The 19,801-nt window shown below is 74.1% G+C and carries 14 protein-coding genes, 1 pseudogene and 1 riboswitch; of the genes and pseudogenes, 12 read left to right on the plus strand and 3 right to left on the minus strand.

Annotated features, from left to right (window positions below; translation table 11 throughout):
• Positions 1-14: 14 nt before the first annotated feature.
• Positions 15-617 (minus strand): precorrin-6Y C5,15-methyltransferase (decarboxylating) subunit CbiT, encoded by a 603-nt coding sequence (gene cbiT / locus G555_RS20680; protein ID WP_051209459.1) that lies wholly within the window; start codon positions 615-617, stop codon positions 15-17.
• Between the two features lie 65 nt (positions 618-682).
• Here cbiT and cobO point away from each other — a divergent pair, with 65 nt between their 5' ends.
• The 5 genes from cobO to G555_RS20685 all read left to right on the plus strand — a co-directional run bounded on the left by cobO (position 683) and on the right by G555_RS20685 (position 9,880).
• On the plus strand, positions 683-1,297 hold the full coding sequence (cobO, locus tag G555_RS0115885) for a cob(I)yrinic acid a,c-diamide adenosyltransferase (protein ID WP_028709610.1): 615 nt from the start codon (positions 683-685) through the stop codon (positions 1,295-1,297).
• A complete protein-coding gene (gene cobBC / locus G555_RS0115890) occupies positions 1,291-3,762 on the plus strand; it encodes a bifunctional hydrogenobyrinic acid a,c-diamide synthase/histidinol phosphate aminotransferase CobBC (protein WP_028709611.1) in 2,472 nt (823 codons plus the stop codon). Before cobO ends, cobBC begins: the two co-directional genes overlap by 7 nt.
• Positions 3,763-4,211: 449 nt before the next feature.
• Positions 4,212-4,985 carry a precorrin-6A synthase (deacetylating) gene (cobF, locus tag G555_RS0115895; protein ID WP_028709612.1) on the plus strand — a complete coding sequence of 258 codons (774 nt, stop codon included), beginning with the start codon at positions 4,212-4,214 and terminating at the stop codon, positions 4,983-4,985.
• Between the two features lie 237 nt (positions 4,986-5,222).
• On the plus strand, positions 5,223-6,545 hold the full coding sequence (locus G555_RS0115900) for a hypothetical protein (protein ID WP_051209461.1): 1,323 nt from the start codon (positions 5,223-5,225) through the stop codon (positions 6,543-6,545).
• A complete protein-coding gene (locus G555_RS20685; protein WP_036923515.1) occupies positions 6,542-9,880 on the plus strand; it encodes a hypothetical protein in 3,339 nt (1,112 codons plus the stop codon). The genes G555_RS0115900 and G555_RS20685 overlap by 4 nt, the downstream gene beginning before the upstream one ends.
• A gap of 106 nt (positions 9,881-9,986) precedes the next feature.
• On the opposite strand, the gene G555_RS0115910 is transcribed toward G555_RS20685, so the two are convergent.
• Both G555_RS0115910 and G555_RS20690 read right to left on the minus strand, forming a co-directional pair.
• Positions 9,987-10,721, minus strand: a complete 735-nt coding sequence (locus G555_RS0115910; protein ID WP_028709614.1) for a cobalt-precorrin-6A reductase — start codon at positions 10,719-10,721, stop codon at positions 9,987-9,989.
• The gene (locus G555_RS20690) at positions 10,718-11,734 is read right to left on the minus strand and encodes a cobalamin biosynthesis protein (RefSeq protein ID WP_084635343.1); all 1,017 of its coding nucleotides are present in this window, start codon (positions 11,732-11,734) and stop codon (positions 10,718-10,720) included. The genes G555_RS0115910 and G555_RS20690 overlap by 4 nt, the downstream gene beginning before the upstream one ends.
• Before the next feature lie 31 nt (positions 11,735-11,765).
• Positions 11,766-11,905: riboswitch (cobalamin riboswitch) on the plus strand.
• A 33-nt stretch (positions 11,906-11,938) separates the two neighbouring features.
• Between G555_RS20690 and cobI the strand changes: the two genes are divergently transcribed.
• From cobI to cobA, 7 genes and pseudogenes are all read left to right on the plus strand, one after another.
• On the plus strand, positions 11,939-12,697 hold the full coding sequence (gene cobI, locus G555_RS22445; RefSeq protein ID WP_028709615.1) for a precorrin-2 C(20)-methyltransferase: 759 nt from the start codon (positions 11,939-11,941) through the stop codon (positions 12,695-12,697).
• Positions 12,694-13,458 (plus strand): annotated as a pseudogene (gene cobM, locus G555_RS22450) (precorrin-4 C(11)-methyltransferase); the annotation flags it as partial. The gene cobI and the pseudogene cobM, both read left to right, overlap by 4 nt.
• Positions 13,459-13,487: 29 nt before the next feature.
• Complete coding sequence (gene cbiE / locus G555_RS21540) at positions 13,488-14,465, plus strand: precorrin-6y C5,15-methyltransferase (decarboxylating) subunit CbiE (protein ID WP_051209463.1); 978 nt, start codon at positions 13,488-13,490, stop codon at positions 14,463-14,465.
• An 8-nt stretch (positions 14,466-14,473) separates the two neighbouring features.
• Positions 14,474-16,177 (plus strand): precorrin-3B C(17)-methyltransferase, encoded by a 1,704-nt coding sequence (cobJ, locus tag G555_RS20705; RefSeq protein WP_245581303.1) that lies wholly within the window; start codon positions 14,474-14,476, stop codon positions 16,175-16,177.
• Positions 16,174-17,430 carry a CbiX/SirB N-terminal domain-containing protein gene (locus G555_RS0115940; protein ID WP_051209464.1) on the plus strand — a complete coding sequence of 419 codons (1,257 nt, stop codon included), beginning with the start codon at positions 16,174-16,176 and terminating at the stop codon, positions 17,428-17,430. Before cobJ ends, G555_RS0115940 begins: the two co-directional genes overlap by 4 nt.
• Entirely contained in the window at positions 17,423-18,073 is a 651-nt protein-coding gene (locus G555_RS20710) for a precorrin-8X methylmutase (protein WP_036923521.1), read from the plus strand. Before G555_RS0115940 ends, G555_RS20710 begins: the two co-directional genes overlap by 8 nt.
• 43 nt (positions 18,074-18,116) lie before the next feature.
• On the plus strand, positions 18,117-18,878 hold the full coding sequence (gene cobA, locus G555_RS0115950) for a uroporphyrinogen-III C-methyltransferase (protein WP_036923574.1): 762 nt from the start codon (positions 18,117-18,119) through the stop codon (positions 18,876-18,878).
• Positions 18,879-19,801 lie beyond the last annotated feature (923 nt).

Here is a 19,801-nt window from a genome sequence, read left to right on the forward strand (position 1 = left end):
TTGGACTACCAACATCAACCCTCCACGCTGGCCGGTACGGGCCTGGTCACCGACCACGCCGTCACCGTGCGCAACGGCTTGAACCCGACGAAGCGGCCGATCGGTTCGGCGGCCTCCACCCCGATCCGGCTGAGCTCGCCGCCCCATTCCCGGTACGCGCCGAGCAGGATCGCGTCGGAGTCGGCGGTGACGCTGTGGCACGCGAGACGCCCGCCGGCGGGGAGGGCGGACCAGCAGCGCCCGAGCAGGTCCGCCGTCAGCCCCCCGCCGACGAAGATCGCGTCGGCCGGAGGGAGCGTGTCGATGGCGGCGGGGACGTCCGCGACGACGACGTCGAGCCGGTCCGCGACGCCGAGATTCGCGGCGTTGAGCGCGATGCGCTCAGCCCGTCCAGGGTTGCGCTCCACCGCGACGGCACGGTTGGCGGCGTGCAGCCGGCACCATTCGATGCCGATCGAGCCGGTGCCGGCACCGAGGTCCCAGAGCCGCTCGCCGGCCGCCGGGGCGAGCATCGCGAGGGCGTAGGCCCGCATCACGCGCTTGGTGAGCAGGCCGTCGGTCACGAAGACGTCGTCCGGCAGCCCGGCGCTGAGGGGATCGCTGGCGGGGACGTCCATGCCGAGTACCTTAGCCACGCGGGGCTGGACCCGTCCGGTTCCCGTCAGCCCGAAAGGACCGTCCCATGCCAGAGCCGACAACGCCCGCCGACCCCGCCGGCACGACATCCGTCCGGCAGGAGCGGCTCCGTCCGGCGCTGATCGTGAACACCGGGGACGGCAAGGGAAAGACCACCGCCGCCATGGGGCTCGCGCTGCGTGCCTGGCGGCAGGGATGGCCGATCGTCGTGTACCAGTTCGTCAAGTCCGCCCAGTGGCCGACGGGGGAAAGGACCGCGCTGGAGGCGCTCGGCGCCGAGCACGAACGCACCGGTCAGGGCGCCCCGGTCGAGTGGCACGCGATCGGGGCGGGGCGTCGGCGCACGCACCGTCCGGGGGCGACGGACGCCCAGGCGGACGCGGCCCGGGCGGCGTGGGCGAGCGTGCGGGAGCGACTGGCCGCCGAGCGTCACCGGCTCTATGTGCTCGACGAGTTCACCTATCCGTTGAACTGGGGGTGGCTCGACCTGGGCGAGGTCGTGGCGACGCTCCGGGACCGGCCGGGGTGCCAGCACATCGTGATCACCGGACGCGCCGCTCCGGCCGAACTGCTCGGCATCGCGACCACGGTCACCGAGATGGGCAAGGTCAAGCATCCCTTCGACACGGGCCAGCGTGGACAGGCGGGGATCGAATGGTGAGCCTGCCGCGGCTCGTGGTGGCCGCCGCCGCGTCCTCCGCGGGCAAGACCACGATCGCCACCGGCCTGATGGGCGCCTTGCGGGACGCCGGGCATGAGGTCGCCGGGTTCAAGACCGGCCCCGACTTCATCGACCCGGGCTACCACGCCCTGGCCACCGGCCGGCCCGGCCGCAACCTGGACGCCGTCCTCACCGGAGAGGACCTTGTTCCCCGTCTGCTGGTGCACGGGGCGACCTTCCCGGCCCGCGCGGACCTGGCCGTCGTCGAGGGCGCGATGGGGCTGTTCGACGGACAGCTCGGCGGGGAGGGCGCGGGGTCGACGGCCCACGTCGCGCGCCTGATCGACGCGCCGATCGTCCTGGTGGTCGATGCCGCCGGCTCGTCGCGCACCGCCGCCGCGAGCGCCCTGGGCCTGCGCGCCTTCGACCCTTCCGTGCGCATCTCGGCGGTCGTCGTGAACCGGGTCGGCAGTCCGCGGCATGCCGCCGAGGTGGCCGGGGTCTTCGAACGTGCCGGGGTGCCGGTGCTGGGCATGGTGCCGCGCAGCCGGTCCATCGTCGCTCCGTCGCGCCATCTCGGGCTGGTGCCGGCCGCCGAACGGCGGGAGTCCGCCGCGACGATCGAGGCGCTCGCCGCCCACGTCGCCGAGCATGTCGACCTCGGGGCCGTGGTGGACGTCGCGACGTCCGCCCCGGATCTGGACGTGGTCGCGTGGGACCCGGCCGCCATGGTCGCCCCCGTCGCGGGACGTCCGCTGGTCGCGGTGCTGGCCGGTCGCGCGTTCACCTTCCGGTACGCCGAGACCACCGAACTGCTCGCCGCCGCGGGGTGCTCGGTGATCGAGGTGGACCCGCTGCGCGACACGGAACTGCCCGCCGGGCTCTGCGGCCTGTACATCGGGGGCGGCTTCCCCGAGCTCCACGCCGTCGAGCTGAGCGGCAACGTGGCGCTGCGTGCCGCGATCGGCGAGGCGATCCGCGCCGGGCTGCCCGTCGTCGCGGAGTGCGCCGGTCAGCTCTATCTGGGGTCGCACCTCGACGGTCACCCGATGGTCGGCGCGATCGGCGCGTCGGCGCGCATGACGCCGCGCCTCACGCTGGGCTACCGCCGGGCGATCGCGCCGGCGGAGACTCTCCTGGCGGCGCGGGGCGCCGAGGTCGTCGGGCACGAGTTCCACCGCACCCTGACCGAGCCCGCGCACGGGACACCGGCCGCGTGGTCCTGGCAGGGACGGGCCGACGGCTTCTCGGCGGATCCGTCCGGGTCCGGCCGGCCGAGCCTGCACGCGTCCTACCTGCACCTGCACTGGGCCGGCGTGCCGTCCTGTGCGCAGCGGTTCGCCGACGCGGCCGCGGCGTTCGCCTCCCGCTCGCGCGGCGCGGACGCCGCCGGGGCGGGTGCGAGGCACGCCGTCCGTGAGCACACCGGGCAGCGGTCCGACGGCATCGACCTGCATCACCACGGCGATCACGACCTGCGGCCGGGGCTCGTCGACCTCGCCGTCAACGTGCGGCTCCCCGGCCCTCCCGAATGGCTGGCGGCCGAGATCGAGCAGACGATCCCCGCTCTCGGCTCCTACCCGGACTCCGGCGCCGCGCGGGAGGCGATCGCCGCTGCTCACGGTGTCCCTGCGGACATGGTGCTGCCGACCGCCGGCGGCGCCGAGGCGTTCTCGCTGATCGCGCGCACGCTGACGGCGGACCATCCGCTCGTGGTGCACCCGCAGTTCACCGAGCCGGAGGCATCGCTGCGGGCCGCCGGGCACGCCGTCCAGCGGTGGCTCCTCCCGGTGGCGGCGGGCGCGCCGGTGCCGAGCCTTGCCGGCATGCCGTCCTGGGCGGACGCCCTGTTCGTGGGGAACCCGACGAACCCGACCGGCTGGCTGCACCGGCGCGACGACCTCCTGACCGCGGGGCACGGGCGGGTACTGGTCGTCGACGAGGCGTTCATGGACGCGACCGATGAGCGCGAATCGCTCATCGCGCCGTCGATGCCCGGCCGGCTGGTGCTGCGGTCGCTGTCCAAGACCTGGGGCCTGGCCGGGCTGCGGGTCGGCTACGCCGTGGGCGACCCCCGGTGGGTCGCGCGGCTGGAACAGGCCCAGCCGACGTGGCCTGTCTCGGCCCCGGCGGTGGCCGCGATGATCGCCACGAGCAGCCCGGAGGCGCGTGCCGAGGCGGCCGCCCGCTATCGCGAGGTGGACCGGCAGCGGGCGTACCTCGTCTCGGCACTGGGCGCCGCCGGCTTCGGCAGCGTGTCCGGCGGTGCGCCGTTCGTCCTGGTCGACACATCTCCGCTGGGGCCGGGGTCGGTCCGCGAGGATCTCGCCGCAGCCGGTTTCGCGGTCCGGCGCGGCGAGTCGTTCCCCGGGCTCGGGCCGACCTGGATCCGCGTGAAGGTGCCCGAACCTGTCGTGACGGACGCCTTCGTGGCGGCGCTGGCCGCGGTTCCGCGCACGACCTGACCGACTCTTCGCGGCAGGTCCCCGGAGTCGTGGCGAAAGGGACTCCGGGACGTCCTGGGCGGATCGACCACAAGGCCCGGAGGTCCTCGTGGGCAGGCAGCGCGTTGCCGAAGTCCCCGGTGGGCATCCTGAACGCGGCGCGTGTCGGTGTGCGGTTTTCTGTACCGAATGCGGCCGGTCGGGGCGGTCCCACCGCCCGGATGCGGTGTTTTGTCCCTCATGCGCCCGCCGGGCGCCGTCAGTGGGTACAGAACTCCGCGGTCGGGGCTCGCTCCGGCCGGGAGCGCCCGCGTGAGGTACACAACTCCGCAATCCGGCCCGCCGACCACCCTGGCAGACGTCGTCCGGCACGGCACTAGCATGAGCGACGAGCCAGAAACGCGATCCGGGAGCTGCGACGTGACCACAGCCGACACGACTGCCCGCTCGTTGTCCGCCGCAGGCGAGCCATGAGCCGGGAGCTGGTGCTCATCGGGATCGGCGCGGGCGATCCCGACTGGATCACGTTGGAGGCCGTGCGCGCGATCGAAGAGATCGACGTCCAGTTCGTCGTGCTGAAGGAGGACGAACTCGACGACCTCGTCGCGGCCCGGCGCGCCGTGATCGAGCGCCATCGCACCACTCCGCTGCGCACGGTGGAACTGCGAGACCCGCCACGTCCCTGGCGCACCGCGGCGGACTACAACGCGGCCGTCGCGCAGTGGCGTTCGCAGCGGCGTGCGCAGTGGGGAGCGGCCGTGGACGCCGAGCTCGCCGACGGCCGGACCGGCGGGTTCCTGGTCTGGGGCGACCCGAGCCTCTACGAGAGCACCTTGGCGATCGCCCAGGATCTGGTCGCGGCCGGCGCCGGCGGCGACGCGCCGCTGAGCCTGCGCGTGCTTCCCGGTGTGAGCAGCGCCCTCGCGCTGGCCGCCCGGCATCGCATTCCGCTGAACCGGCAGGGCAGAGCGGTGCAGATCAGCCCCGCCCGGCTCGTCCGGGACGGAATGCCGGCCGACGTCGATGACGTCGTGGTCATGCTCGACGGGCGCCAGACCTTCGCGGCCATCGACCCGGCCGGGCTCGACGTCTACTGGGGTGCCTACCTCGGCACTGCGGACGAGATCCTCATCGCCGGGCCGCTGGCCGAGGTCCGGGACACGATCCTCGCCGCCAGAGCCGAGGCGGCCACCCGCAAGGGCTGGGTCTTCGACACCTACCTGCTTCGTCGCCGATCGCCCTAGCCCGATGACCGGGAAGGCACCCGAGGCGGTGCTCCGACCGGTCGTGCACGCACCTCCCGCCGGCCCGTCGGCCGCGTCGCTCAGCGACCGCCTGTCGCGTCCACCTCGAAGGACGCGTGGCCGGACGTGGCGGACGTCGACCAGGTGGGGCCGGCGTCCGTGACCACCCGCCGGCCGGGCCACGCGGGGCGCCTCCGAGGTCGCCGCGGTGCGCCCGGCTGCCGGTAGGCTCCTGCCGTGAGCCGTTATTTCACGGGTACATCGACCATCGAGCGCGACGCCGTCGCGTTCGCGCTCGCGCCGGCGTTGACGCCGGACGGGGTGGTCGCGGCACCGAGCTTCTTCCACGGATTCGCGACGCAGCCCCAGGTGCTGGCCCGTGGGCTGGTGACCCTGGCGGACATCACCGCCACCCGCTACTTCCAATACGTTCCCAGTGAGTTGCGCGACCCGGTGCTGACCGCCCAGGGGGACAGGCTCCGCGCGGAGTGCTTCTCCGCCTGCAACAGCGTGTACGCCCGGCTCGACCTGCTGCCGGACGCCTTCGACGGCGGGGAGATCCGCCATGGCACCACCAACGTCGACATCTCCGCCGCCACCCGGGCGATGCTCAGCTCCGTCGCCAGGAACGAGTTGCTTCACCTCGATGTGGGCATCGAGGGAGTGACGGCCTCGACGCCGACGGCCAGCGCCACCGAGCGGCCGGTCGAGATGCCCGACCGGTGGGTGCGCGCCCTCGGGAATGCCGCGGAGCTGCATCACGGGCTCAGCGAGGGATTCACCGTCGGTGCGCCGGGGGCCAAGGCCTTCATCGCCGGCCTGCCGCCAGCCACGTCGAAGGCCGTGACCGGGTGGCTCGTCCCGACTCGTGCCGGTGTCAGGTTCGCCAACCGACCGGCGACCGGTGCCGTCGCGATCAGCGGCGTGCACCGGCTCAGCGCGCTCAAACGCCTGCTCGTGCACGTCACCGGGCTGACGGTGCGCGGTCCCGGCGGGGGCGCAGCGGGGCCGGTGCTCGTCACCGTTCACCTGCCCGCGGCCCGGCTCACCCTGGGGCTCACCGAGGAGTCGTGGCGTGGCTACTCCGGCGAGGGAGCGCTGCTCTCCGCGCTCGCGTCCGCGGAGGTGCTCGACGATGCCGACCTCCTCTCGGCGCTGCTGGCGTTCGAGCCTGTCATCGACGTGTCACGCCTGGCGTCCGGGGCCGACCTCAGCCCCGGACGCGTCCGTGGCGGGCTGGCGGTGCTGGCCACCTCCGGACGGGTCGGCTGGGACGCCCACGACGGGGCCTGGTTCCACCGCGAACTCCCCGACGACCCGGACCGCGTCGACAAGGACAACCCGCGGCTCGTCGCGGCCCGCCGGCTGGCGGACGCCGGGGCGGTGCGCGCCGACGGCACCCGGTGGGTCGTCCGCTCCTCCGGTACCGACTACACCGTCGAGTTCGCCCCCGACCGCACCCCTCGCTGCACCTGCACCTGGTACTTGCGCCACCAGTCCCGCCGCGGGGCCTGCAAACACGCGCTGGCCGTCCAACTCTTCACCCAGGAGCCCGTATGAGACGACACCCGCATCTGGCCGACGCCGTCGAGGTCTTCCGTGATCTCGGCTGGGAGGGGGCCACCCTGGCCGACGCGGCACGGCTGAGCACGGGGACGGCCGAGCAGCGCAAACGGGCCAAGCAGGGTCTGGCCACCGGCGACTGGGGCGAGTGGGGTCGGCTCAGCGGGAGCTCGTACGGGTGGATCCCGGCCATCGACGTGGACCGGGATCTGCTGGGGGCGTTCGCGGTGCGGGTCGGCGTCGACGCGCGCCGCGCGGCGACCGTCATGCCGGTGGGGGACGGCGCGCTCGAGGTGCTGGTCGAGAGGGGCCCGGAGTTCGCGCGTCGCTTCATCGCCGCAGCCAGTCGTTCCCGGACCCGGCTGTGGGAGCACTCCGCGACGGTCTACGGATCGCTGACCGTCCGGCTGGTGCTGCATCACGGGCTGGAGGTTCCGGACAACATCGAATACCTCAAGGACTGGGCCGCCTTCGCCGTCGCCCAGCTCACGGGGGATGCCGCCGAGCTTCCGGGGCGTGACGCGACGATGCCTGCCGCGGAACCGGCCCGCGAGCGGTTCGTCGAGCACATCGACCTGGCCGTCTCGTCCGGTCTGCCCAGCACGGGGCCGTTGGGACGCATCGTCCCGGCGGCTGTCGCGCAGGGCTGGCTCGACCCCGGCCACGCCGCCGAGCTGGCTCTGTCGGGGATGGACGCCGCGCAGCGGCCGGGAGACCGGAAGCGCTGGGCCGAGGTCCTCGTCGACGAACTGGCTGTCGATCCGCAGTTCCTCGTGGCGCGCAGCGACGCGCTGATCCCCGCGCTGGCGACGGGCGAGGCCCCGCTGGTCGAACGATTCGGACCCCCGCTGATCGCGGGCGTCGGCGACGATCAGCTCGGCGACATCGCCGTGGTCAGTCTCATGGTCGGCACACGCAAAGGGCAGCGCACCGTCCTCAAGGCGCTGGCCGCGCGGACGGCTCCCAGCGCCGAGACGGTGGCATCGGTGGCGCCCAGGCTCGACGAGCTCGCGGCGGAGAAGGACCGGGCGGTCTCGCGGGCGGCCGCGGCGCTGCTCAGGAGCTGGGGGGTTGCGGAGTCGGGCCGGCCGGTTGGCGTCGAGCAGACCACGCGCGGACTGTGGCAGCCCACGCCGGCGTTGTGGCAGGTCCCCGACTTCGAGGTCGGTGAAGGCACACCGCAGCGGCTCACGGACCTGGCCGCCGAGCTGACGGCGGCCAAGACCTACGCGCTGACCCTGACGACGGAGCGCTTCTTCGCCTGCGCGAACGCAGTGGCCTACGACGATGCGGAGGCCGCGCGCGCGGCGTTGCGCGGGATCGGCAGCGGGTGGCGCAGCGGTCTCATGGCGGCCGCGTCGTGGGTCAAGAAGGAGCGGCCGGAGGCCTATCTCGATCCGCCTCCCTCCGAGGACGACGACTGGGCGGCCTGGGGGTTCGACCTCAGCGTGAGGACCTACCGGCGCCGTGCCGGGACGGTGGCCGACCCGATGAGCGCGCGCGAGACGTCGATCATGCTCCGGCTCGGGGAGGTGCCCTGCCTCCTGTCGACCCCCTCGACCGTGTCGATGCAGGTACGTCTCGGCGATCTGGTCGAGAGACTGCGCCGCTACGTCGAGGTCGGGGCCCGCGCGAGCGAGGCCGACCTGCTGCTGGCGTTGCTGCGGCTGGATCCGGGCGAGAACGGCGAGCGCGTCGACGTCGACGCTCTGGCGGTGCCTGTGCTCCGGCAGCACGGGGTCCTGATGCCGCGCCGCGCCGGAGAGGTGCTGCAGGGGTATCTGCTGTCCCCCCTCGTGGAGCCGGAGGAGACCGGTGAAGGCCGGAACGGGCCGCCGATCGGGCTTCCGGATTCGTTGCGCGACTTCCCGCAGCGCGAGATCGGCGATCGCTACGCCGGCCCGTCGATGATGGTGGTGCCCACGTGGGGCGACGCTGCCCTCACGGGGCTCAGGTGGTCGGTCGAAGGGACGCTCGAACAGGGCGTCCTCGTCCGGCAGGCGGCGCGGCGCGCTGCTCCGCTGCCGCCCGGAGGAGCGATGAACCTGCTGGCCGTGCAGCGTCCGGGCTGCAGCCACGACGCCGTCCTGGGGGTGCAGGAGGCGTGGCGACGCGGGTTGCTGATCCCCGGCGTCGCCGACGTCGGACTGCTCGACTGGGACCGCGGCGAGCCTCGCAACGTCGCCGCGCTCGTCAGCGGGCTGCGGGCGGTCGCCGAGGACGGCGTGCTGTCGGTGGTGTGGCCGATCCTCGACGACCTGCTGGTGGCGGCGCTGCGACAGCGGCGGATGATGACCGGCGCGTCGGAGGTGGTCAGCGCCGTCCAGGACCTGTTGCCGGAGGTCACGAGCGCTGTGACCGCGGGCCTGGCGCCCCGGACGGCGCTCGACCTGCCGGGGCTGCGTGGCCTGGCGCTGCGTGCCGGCTCCTCGGCGGCCGTGCGCCTCGCCGGGGAGGTGGTCGCGCTGCTGCCGGAGCCGCGCGTCCAGGTGACGGAGCCGCCCGCCCCGCCCGAACGCGAGCTGCCTCCGTTCGAGACGGCCTGGCCCACCGGCGCGGGCACCGCACCGGGCAATCCCGACGGCATCACCGCGGAGATCGGCTGGCTGAACCCGAAGGCTCCCAGGAGGCTGATCCGGATCGATCTCACGGTGCCCGGCTACGAGCAGAGGTTCCGGGTCCTCAAACGCGGGTGGTTCTACGACCTGACCTCCGAGGGACAGCTCAGCGCCATCCCCTTCAGCCCGGGCGAGGATCCCGACGAGGCCGTGCGCGTGCGGTCGTGGCTGCACTGGGACGATGCCTCGCGCACGGTGGTGGTTCACGAGCACCGAGACTGGCGGCGGGGTCTCGACGGACCTCTGGAGGGGCCGCCGCCGCCCGTCTTCGATGCCCAGATGCTGGCGGTCCTGGCGGTCTCCACGCAGGACCGTGCGCAGCACCACGGGCGGTCCACGCTGCCGTGGCTGGCCGGACAGCCACGGGTCGGCTCCCGCACTGTGAGCGCCGCGATGACGTCCCTGCTGGGCAACGACGCGTTCGACCCGGGCAGGCTGATGCCGATCCTCGCGGACAGTGTCTCGACGCTGCCCGTCCTGTGGCCGGTGCTGGCCGAATCGATCCGCTTCGCGGCCGGCCAGGAACGGGTGCCGCGATGGCTCAACCGAGTCCTCGAGGTCGCCCTCGAGTACGCGCCCATCCTGGCCGAGGCGTCTCGCCGTGGTCTGCTGCCCGAGCCGAGGTGGCCCGGCCTCGCCGAGATCGCGGCGCGACGGGGCAATGCGGTGGTGCTGCAGCGAGCTCGCGCACTCGGTCAGCAGCTCGTCGCGTGACCGGTGCCCGCTGGCACGACTGACTGTCCTCTCGCGGGGAACGGCTTCTCCGTCGGGGACGTGACCGGTCTTCGCGCGACGAGGACGCCGCTCCGCCGGCCGAGGATCAGCGGGCGGCGACCCAGGCGTGAGCCTCCGCGACGGTCGCGACCACCGGGACGCCCGGGGGGACGGGCGGTCGGCGCACGACGACGACCGGCACGGCGAGGCGCGCGGCCGCGTCCAGCTTCGCGGCGGTGCTGACGCCACCGGAGTCCTTGGTGACGAGGACGTCGATGCGGCGGCCGCCCAGCAGTGCCACCTCGTCGGCGAGCTCGAACGGCCCGCGGGCGCGGAGGACCTCCCAGGCGGCGGGCACCGGATCGGCGGGAGGATCCACGACTCGGACCAGGACGTACCGGTCGGTCCAGGCGCCGAACTCGGCCACGCCCTGTCGGCCGATGCTCAAGAACACCCGTCGCCCGAGGGACTCGGCCACGACGCGCGCGGCGGCGAGCGAGTCGACCCAATGCCATCCGGCGGCGTCGGGACGATCGCCCCAGCTCGGGCGCGACAGCCGCAGCAGCGGCACCTCCGCCGCGGTGCACGCCGTGGCCGCATTCGCGGTGATTCGCGCCGCGAACGGGTGGGTGGCGTCGATCACGGCGGTCACCGCTCGGGAGCGGAGGTAGGACATCATTCCCGGGGCGCCTCCGAAACCGCCGATGCGGACGTCCCCCGGTGGCGTCCGGACCTGCTCGACGTCCCCGGCCAGGGACGTGACCAGGGGGATCCCGTCGGCCACGAGGAGCCCGGCGAGGCGCCGGGCCTCGGCGGTGCCGCCCAGCAGCAGGACGGTCATCGGCCGGTCCCTCCGTGCACCAAGTGACCGACTTCTCGCCGGAAGAGCCCTCCCCGTCGGGGAAGTGACCAACCTTCGCGCAGCAGCGCCAGAGCCGCGCACGTCGCCACCGAACCGGCGGAGACGATCACCGCCAGGGCGTCGGCCCGTCGCAGGTCGCCCGGCCGCGGCCGACGACCGAAGCCGAGCTCGCCCCGGTCCTCCTCGACGCCGTCGTAGACGTTCCGGCCGCCGAGCCGCACGCCGAGCGCGCCGGCGAACGCCGCCTCCACCACGCCGCCGTTCGGGCTCGGGTGCCGCCCGGACTGCTCGCGGACGGCGCGTATCGCGTCGGCCGCCGAACCGCCGACGAGCGGCGCGGCGGCGATCGTCAGGCCGGCCGCGAGCCGGGCAGGAACCCAGTTCGCCAGGTCGTCGAGCCTCGCCGCGGCCCAGCCGAAGGCGCGATAGCGCTCGTTGCGATACCCGACCATCGCGTCGAGCGTGTTCACCGCACGGTAGGCGAGGAGGCCGGGGACGCCCGCCACCGCGCCCCAGAACAGCGGCGCGACCACGGCGTCCGAGGTGTTCTCGGCGACCGACTCCAGCGTGGCCCGGGCGATGCCCGCCGCGTCCAGCGTCTCGGGATCGCGGCTCACGAGGTTGCGCACGCGCCGACGTGCCGCGGGCAGGTCGGCCGCGGACAGCGCGGCGGCGATGCCCTCGGACTCCCGCGTCAGCGAACGTCCGCCCAGGACGGCCCAGGTGGAGACCCCGGTGGCCAGCAGGCCGAGCAGCGGACGATCGCGGACGACGCGCCGCACCGACCATCCGAGGCCGAGCGTCCCGCCCACGAGCATCGCCTCGAACAGCACCCCGTGGGCGCGATCATCGCTGTACAGACGCCGTTCCAGCGCTGCGGCGACCCGCCCGAACCCGGCCACCGGATGCCCGCGCCGGGGGTCTCCGAACACCTGGTCGGCGACCCAGCCGAGGACCAGACCTGCCGCGAGGACACCGTCGTTGCGTCGCACCGTCCAACTCCCGCTCGTGGTAACCCGATGCGCGAGAGTGTGCCAGACTGGTCCCGCAGCGATGTGCTGAGGAACTCCGGTGAACCCGAGGTCGGGTGAGTCCGGGGCGGTCCCGCCACTGTGACCGGAGCGATCCGGGAGCCAGGAACTCGCCGTGCTGCAGAGCAATGCATCGGGCGTGGACACCTGAGGAGGCTCCCTGACATGGCTTTGCCTGCCGACTCCACGCCGACCCTCCTGGGGGTCGGCGTCGGCCCTGGTGACCCCGAGCTCGTGACGCTCAAGGCCGTCAGCGCCCTCCATTCGGCCGACGTCGTGCTCGTCCCGGCCACCGAGGCAAGCGGAACCGACCCCGGCCGGGCCGAGCAGATCGTGGCCACGGCCTGCCCGTCCGTGACCGGCCGCATCCGCAGGATCCCGTTCAGCATGGCGCAGCGCCGCGGAGTCGGAACCCGCCGCCGCAAGGCATGGGAGGCCTCCGCCCAGGCCGCGGAAGAGGCGTTCGCGGACGGCGCCCGGACCGTCGCGTTCGCAACGGTCGGCGACCCGAGCGTCTATTCGACGTTCTCCTACCTGGCCGCGCACGTGCAGGCCGCGGTCCCGGGCCTGACGGTCGAGGTCGTCCCGGGCATCACCGCCATGCAGGCGCTGGCGGCCGTGAGCCGCACGCCGCTGGTCGAGGGCCGCGAGACGCTGACCCTGGTGCCCGCCACCGCCGGGCTCGAGGCGGTCACCGCCGCGCTGGACCACTCCGACACGATCGTGGCGTACAAGGGGGGCCGGCAGTTGGCCGAACTGCTGGCGCTGCTACGAGCCCGGAAGCGCGACGGCGTCCTGGGAGTGGACGTCGGCCGTCCCGGGCAGTCGCTGACCCCGCTCTCGGCGGTCTCCACCGACGAGGCGCCCTACTTCTCGACGGTGCTCGTCCCGGCCGTCCGTTCCGAGACCGGGGGCCGGCTGTGAGCGGCGAGGTGGTGTTCGTAGGCGCCGGACCGGGCGCGGCCGACCTGATCACCCTGCGGGGCGCCCAGGTCATCGCATCGGCCGACATCGTGATCTGGGCATCGAGCCTCGTCGACGCGGCCATCGTCGCCGACACCAAGCCCGGCGCGCTGGTGATCGACTCGGCGACCGAGTCGCTGGAGGACATCACCCCCCTCTACCAGCGCGCCCACGACGAAGGGCTGCTGGTGGCCCGGGTGCACACCGGCGACCCGTCGATCTACGGGGCCACCGCCGAGCAGCGCCGGATCTGCGAGCGGATCGGCATCCCGCACCGCACCGTCCCCGGGGTGTCGGCGTTCTCGGCCGCCGCGGCCCGGGCGGATGCCGAGGTCACCGTCCCCGAGGTGTCGCAGACCCTGATCCTCACCCGGCTCGAAGGCGGGCGCACCCCGATGCCCGACCGGGAGACGGTGCGGGGGTTCGCGGCCCACGGGGTCACGATGGCGCTGTACCTGTCGGCGGCCCGGCACAAGGTCCTGCAGGACGAACTGCTCGCCGGCGGGTACGCCCCCGACACGCCGTGCATCGTGGGCTGCCGGGTGACGTGGCCCGACGAACTGCTGCTGCGCTGCCGGCTCGGCGAACTGTCGGCGACCATGAAGGCACACAAGCTGTGGAAGCACACCGTCGTCCTGGTCGGCCCGGCGCTGGCCGAGGAGACGACGACGCGCAGCCACCTGTACCACCCGGGCTTCCCGCACGGCTACCGCCCCTCGGACGGCACGCCCCTCGTCACGCGGGAGGCGCCGTGATCACCGTGCACGGGCTGCTGGGGGTCCCCGGCGACGGGCTGCGCGCGGCCGTCTCGCACGCGGACCGGGTCGTGGCGGGCAGCCGCCAGCTCGACGCGCTGGACGTCCCGGCGGCCCGCCGGATCCGGCTGGGCGCCCCGCGACTCGCGGCCGAACTGGTCGCCGACCTGCCGCCCGAGGCGGACGTGGTGGTCATCGCCAGCGGCGACCCGCTGTTCTTCGGGGTCGTGCGTGCCCTGCGGCTCCACGGTCTGCGCCCCCGCGTGATCCCCGCGCCGTCGTCGATCGCGACGGCGTTCGCCGCGGTCGGCCTGCCCTGGGACGACGCCGTCGTCGTGAGCGCGCACGGGCGTCCGCTGGCGACGGCCGCGAATCTCGCCCGCGCGCACCCGAAGGTCGCCGTCCTCACGTCGGCCGACAACGGGCTGCGGGAGCTGGCCGCGGCCCTCGCCGGCCAGGACCGCTGGTATGTCCTGGCCGAACGCCTGGGCGAGCCGGAGGAGCGTGTCCGCGTCCTGGACGGCACGGCCGCCGCGACGACGGAGCCGAGCGAGCCGAATGTCGTTCTCGTCCTCGCCGCGCGGCCCGACGAGCCCGATGCGGCCTGGGCAGGCGTGATCGCCGGACCGGATCGTGCTCCCCGCCCGCAGGTCTCGGCCGCGGCGGCCGTCGCGTTCGCCCGGCTGCTGCCCGAGCCCGGTGAGCTGGTGTGGGCCACGGGCGAGCTCGGCGCCGACGTCGCCGCGCTCGCCGCCTGGGCCGGTGCCGCGATCGATCGCGACGCCACGATCCCGCGACGTGCCGCGGCGCCCGTCGCCGACGTGGTCGTCGCCGGGACGGCGGACGTGCTGGACGGCGTGTCCCCCCGGGCGGCGGTTCTGACCGGCCGCGTCCCGGAGCCGCTGCCGGCCGGCTATCACTGGACCGGCGAGTCGGTGGCCGGTCTCCTTCTCACGACGGGAGTACGCGCATGATCGGGCAGGTGACCAGCGGCCCCGCGAGCCGCGCCCGCGCCGACCGGATCGACCAGATCCTCGGCGAGCCCACCCGCCGCTACGCCGACGGCGCGGTCGCCGGCCTGCCGGCCGCCTGGAGCGAATGCGACCTCATCATCAGCCATCTGGCGCTCGGGGCCACCACCCGGCTGATCGCGCCGCTGCTCGCGTCGAAGCACACCGATCCCGGCGTGGTCGTGATCGACGAGGCGGGCCGGTTCGTCGTCCCGCTCGTCGGGGGGCACGGCGGCGGCGCCAACGATCTCGCCCGGCGCCTCGCCGACCGGCTGGGTGCGACGGCCGTCATCACCACCGCGACGGACGCGCTGGGACTTCCCGCGCTGGACACCCTCGGCTGGCCGTGGTCGGGCGATGTCGCGTCCGTCACCCGCGCGATCCTGGACGGCCGGCCCGTCGGCGTCGTCCGTGCCCGCCGGTGGCCGCTGCCCCCGCTGCCGGAGAACGCGCAGGTCGTGGACGCCGGCCGGGAGCCGGTGGGAATGGTGGCCCGGGTGCTCGTCACCGACGAGGTGTCGCCTCCGGCGGACGGCCTGCCGACCGTGGTCCTCAACCCTCCGAGCCTGGTCGTCGGCATGGGCTGCAACCGCGGTACCTCCGTCGACGCCCTCCAGGAGTTGCTGACCTCCTCGCTGGCGGCGGCGGGTCTGGCGGCGGCGTCTGTGGCGGCCCTCGTCTCGGTCGATGCCAAGGCCGACGAGCCGGGCCTCGCCGGCCTGGCCGCGCGCCTGGGTGTGCCGTTCGTCACGTACCCGGCCGAGACACTCGCCGGGCAGGACGTGCCGAACCCCAGCGCGGCCCCGCAGGCCGCCGTCGGGACGCCGAGCGTCGCGGAGGCGTCCGTGCTCGCCCACGGAGCGGACCTCGTGGTGGAGAAGCGGCGTACCCCCGAGGCGACCTGCGCGATCGGGCGGCTGCCGGCCCGCGGGCGGCTGACCGTCGTCGGGCTGGGCCCCGGCTCCCGCGACCTGACCACGCCGCGCGCCCAGCAGGCGATCCGGGAGGCGTCCGTCGTGGTCGGGTACCGCCCGTACATCTCCCAGGTGAAGGACCTGCTGCGTCCGGGGACGCGCATCGCCAGCACACCGATGGGCAAGGAGGAGGAGCGGACGGCCACCGCGATCGAGTTCGCGCGCGCCGGCAATGTCGTCGCCCTCATCTCCTCGGGCGACCCGGCGATCTACGCGATGGCCTCGCCCACCCTGGAGCAGGGCACCGAAGGGATCGACGTCGAGGTGGTCCCGGGAGTGACGGCGAGCCTTGCCGCGTCGGCGATCCTGGGCGCGCCGCTCGGGCACGATCACGCCACCATCTCGTTGTCCGACCTGCACACCGACTGGGACACCATCCTGCGGCGCGTGCGGGCCGCCGCCGAGGCCGACCTGGTCACGGTGCTCTACAACCCGCGCAGCCGGACGCGGCTGCACCACCTGCCGGACGCCATGGCCCTCCTGGCCGCGCACCGGCCGCCGGCCACCCCGGTGGCCGTGGTCGAGGAGGCCTATCGGCCCGGCCAGCGGGTCACGCTGTCGACCATCGCCGAGTTCGATCCGGCCGTTGTGAACATGAATTCCCTCGTGGTGGTCGGCTCCTCGACCACCCGTTACCTGCCCGCCGGCGCGGGGGGAACCGCCATGGTGACCCCGCGCGACTACCACTGGATGAGCCGATGAGCCACGACACCACACCCCTGCCCGATCCTGCCCCCGCGGCGGCGCCGCCGCTGGTCATCGCCGGTCACGGCACCCGGGACGAGGCCGGCGCGGCCGTCTGCCTCTGCCTCGTGGACCGCGTCCGGACGCTGCTTCCCGGCGTCCGCGTCGAGGCGGGCTTCGTGGAGCTCACGCCGCCGACGATCGACGAGGCGCTCTCGGGCGTCCTCGCCGATTCGCCGAACGCCGTCGTCGTGCCGCTGATGATCGGCACCGGCGGCCACGTCCGCGAGGACATCCCCGAGGCGATCGAGAGCGGCAGGCGCGGCCGCGCGGACGCGACGGTCGTCTACACACGGCATCTCGGCTCGCCCGCGCCGCTCGTCGCGGCGGCCCGGCAACGGATCGACGCCGCCTGCGCAGGCTGGGACCCCGCCGAGGTGGCGGTGGTCTTCGTCGGCCGCGGCTGCAGCGTGACGGACGCGAACGCCGACCACGTCCGTCTCGGGCGTGTCCTGCAGGACGTCGGCGGGTACGGGCGTGTGCTGCCCGCCTTCATCCAGGTGGCCGATCCCACCGTGCGCGAGTCGCTGGACCTGGCCCACCTCACCGGTGCACGCCGGATCGTCGTGATGCCGCACTATCTGTTCCCGGGGCGGCTGGCGACCTGGGTACAGGCCGCGGCCACCGAGTGGGCCGCCGCCCACCCCGATGCGCAGGTGCGTGTCGCGGACGTCCTCGGTGACTGCCCCGAGCTCGCCGAGGTGGTTGTCGCGCGCTATCGCGAGGGCGCGCTCCACGCGCGTACCGATCTCGGCTCGCCCGCCTATCTGTCGGGTCTGCTGCTCCGCGGTCGCAAGGTGGTGGCCGCCGGCGGCGGCTGCGTCAACCGGCGGCGGGTTCCGCGCCTGCTCGCCGCGGGCGCCGACGTGACCGTCGTCGCACCCCGGCTGCATCCCGCGCTGGCGGAGCTCGCTGCGGCGGGGAGCATCGAGTGGGTCGCCCGCGACGTCGTCGAATCCGACCTGGACGACGCGTGGTACGTGCTGGCGGCCACCGACGACCCTGCCGTGAACGCCCGTGTGGCGGCGGCGGCCGAGGAGCGGCACACGTTCTGCGTCCGTGCCGACAAGGCGTCGTCGGGCTCGGCATGGACACCGGCGACCGGGGAGCTCGCCGGCGCCACCATCGCCGTGCTCTCCGAGCACGATCCGCGGCGTTCGGCAGCGCTGCGCGACCGGCTGGTGGAGCTCGCCGAGGCCGACCGTGGATGAGCCCTACGACTATGTCAAGGACGGCGCCGAGATCTACCGGCGCTCGTTCGCGACGATCGAGGCGGAGGCTCGTCTCGACCGGCTCCCGGTCGCTTTGCGCCCGGTTGCGATCCGGATGATCCACGCGAGCGGACAGGTCGACCTGGTCGACGACCTCGCCTGGTCGGCCGGGCTGCACCGCGCGGCGACGGACGCCCTGCGGGCGGGGGCGCCCATCCTGTGCGATTCCCGCATGGTCGCCAGCGGCATCATCCGCTCGCGGCTGCCGCGGGACAACCAGGTCGTGTGCCATCTCGGGGACTCCCGGCTGCCCGGGCTCGCCGCCGCCCTCGGTACCACCAAGACCGCCGCCGCGGTCGAGCTGTGGCGTCCGGTGCTGCAGGGGAGTGTCGTCGCGATCGGGAATGCCCCCACGGCCCTGTTCCATCTGCTGGAGGTGATCGCGGCCGAGCCGGAGGTGAGGCCGGCGGCGGTTCTGGGGATCCCGGTGGGCTTCGTGGGCGCGGCCGAGTCGAAACAGGCCCTGGCCGTGAACCCGTTCGGGCTGGAGTTCCTCGTGGTGCACGGCCGCCGCGGCGGCAGCGCGGTCACAGTGGCGGCGGTGAACGCGCTGTGCGGTACCGATGGGCGGACCGGTGGCTGAGCGCGGGGGCACCGAGTGCGTGGATCTGTCGACGAAGGGTGTGATCGTGGGTGAGGTCGCGGTGCGGCCGGGTGAGGTGGTTCTCGTCGGGGGCGGTCCCGGCGACCCCGACCTTCTCACTGTCGGAGGTCTGAAGGCATTGCGCGAGGCGGACGTCGTGTTGTACGACCATCTTGCGCCGGTGGCGTGCCTGTCGGAGACCCGGCCGGGTGCGACGCTGATCGACGTCGGCAAGCGTCCGCGCGGCGCCCAGACCGCTCAGCACGACATCGACGCGCAGTTGATCCGGTACGCCCGCGAGGGCGCCAGGGTCGTCCGGTTCAAGGGGGGCGACCCTTTCGTCCTGGGCAGGGGCGGTGAGGAATGGCAGGCGTGCGCGGCCGCGGGCGTGCCGGTGCGCGTGATTCCCGGGGTGTCCTCGGCGGTGGCCGGGCCCGCCCTCGCCGGCATCCCGCTCACGCACCGCGGCGTCACGCAGAGCTTCACGGTCGTGTCGGGCCACGTGGGCCCCGACCATCCGGGCTCGACCGTCGACTGGGACGCCGTCGCCGCACTCGGGGGCACGGTTGTCGTCCTGATGGGTCTCACGAACCTCGCGGCGATCTGTGCGCGGCTGGTTCGCGGGGGGATGCCGCCCGAGACCCTCGCCGCCACGGTCGCCGACGCCGCGACGGACCACATGCGCATCGTGCGCGGCACGGTCGAGACGCTGCCCGGCGCGGTGTCGGCCGCCGGGCTGCAGTCCCCCGCGATCACGGTGATCGGCGCGGTCGTCGGGCTGGAGCTGGCCGGCGCCGGGTCGTGACCCCGACCACCCCGCCCAGAGGGCGGCAAGGTGGATGACAGCTTCAGGGGGAGGTGCCCGGCGCCGGTCGCGACCGCGACCGCCTCGTCCAGAGGGAAGTAGGGCGGGTGGCGGCCCCACTGGACCACCCGGCGCCGCGTCGCGACTCCGACCACCTCGTCCAGAGGGAAGTAGGGCGGGTGGCGGCTCCACTGGACCACCCGGCGCCGGTCGTGACTCCGACCACCCTGCCGCCCGCGCGGCGGTGGCCGGTGTGCGGCTGACCGCCAGGTTGTGCGGGTTGTCGGGCGGGTCTTGGCGGCTGGTGTGGGGTGACTGCCAGGTTGTGCGGGTTACGGGCGTCGGTCCTGAGGTTGTATGCCGCGCAAGGTGGCGGTCACCGTCCGCGGGCCGCGCCATCGGGCCAGGAATGCCTCGCAACCTGGCGGTCACTCTTTCGGGTCGGGTCGGGACGCTACGCCAAGGCCGGGACGCTACGCCAAGGCCGGGACGCTACGCCAAGGCCGGGACACTACGCCAAGGCCGGGACGCTACGCCAAGGCCGGGACGCTACCGGTCCCCCGGTAGTTTCCCGGCCGGAGCGTAGCTACGTTGCCTTTTCGCCCTCGCGGGGCGGGTGGCCGGGCCCCTCGCCGAGGTCGTGTCGGGCGTCTCGGCCGGGGTGACGGGCGCCGATGTGCACCGTGACCGGAGCGGACTGGTGTGACGCGCGGAGCCCCGGGATCGCCGCTGTTGGCTTGGCGTCGCTACGGTTCGGGTCGGGACGCTACGCCAAGGCCGGGACGCTACCGGTCCCCCGGTAGTTTCCCGGCCGGAGCGTAGCTACGCGGTCTGGCAACCCCGTGGTCGGGGACGGGCTGAGCCTGACGGCGGGGGTGGCCTGGTCACGCAGGGACGGGACGGTGGTTGTGTGGTCTGGGGGG

Origin of the sequence: Propionicicella superfundia DSM 22317 (genome assembly GCF_000423465.1) — a bacterium.
Classification (GTDB): Bacteria; Actinomycetota; Actinomycetes; order Propionibacteriales; family Propionibacteriaceae; genus Propionicicella; species Propionicicella superfundia.

Coding starts and splice junctions, on each gene's coding strand:
- cbiT (WP_051209459.1), bottom strand. CDS start 617: ATGGACGTCCCCGCCAGCGATCCCCTCAGCGCCGGGCTGCCGGACGAC.
- cobO (WP_028709610.1), top strand. CDS start 683: ATGCCAGAGCCGACAACGCCCGCCGACCCCGCCGGCACGACATCCGTC.
- cobBC (WP_028709611.1), top strand. CDS start 1,291: ATGGTGAGCCTGCCGCGGCTCGTGGTGGCCGCCGCCGCGTCCTCCGCG.
- cobF (WP_028709612.1), top strand. CDS start 4,212: ATGAGCCGGGAGCTGGTGCTCATCGGGATCGGCGCGGGCGATCCCGAC.
- G555_RS20685 (WP_036923515.1), top strand. CDS start 6,542: ATGAGACGACACCCGCATCTGGCCGACGCCGTCGAGGTCTTCCGTGAT.
- G555_RS0115910 (WP_028709614.1), bottom strand. CDS start 10,721: ATGACCGTCCTGCTGCTGGGCGGCACCGCCGAGGCCCGGCGCCTCGCC.
- cobI (WP_028709615.1), top strand. CDS start 11,939: ATGGCTTTGCCTGCCGACTCCACGCCGACCCTCCTGGGGGTCGGCGTC.
- G555_RS0115940 (WP_051209464.1), top strand. CDS start 16,174: ATGAGCCACGACACCACACCCCTGCCCGATCCTGCCCCCGCGGCGGCG.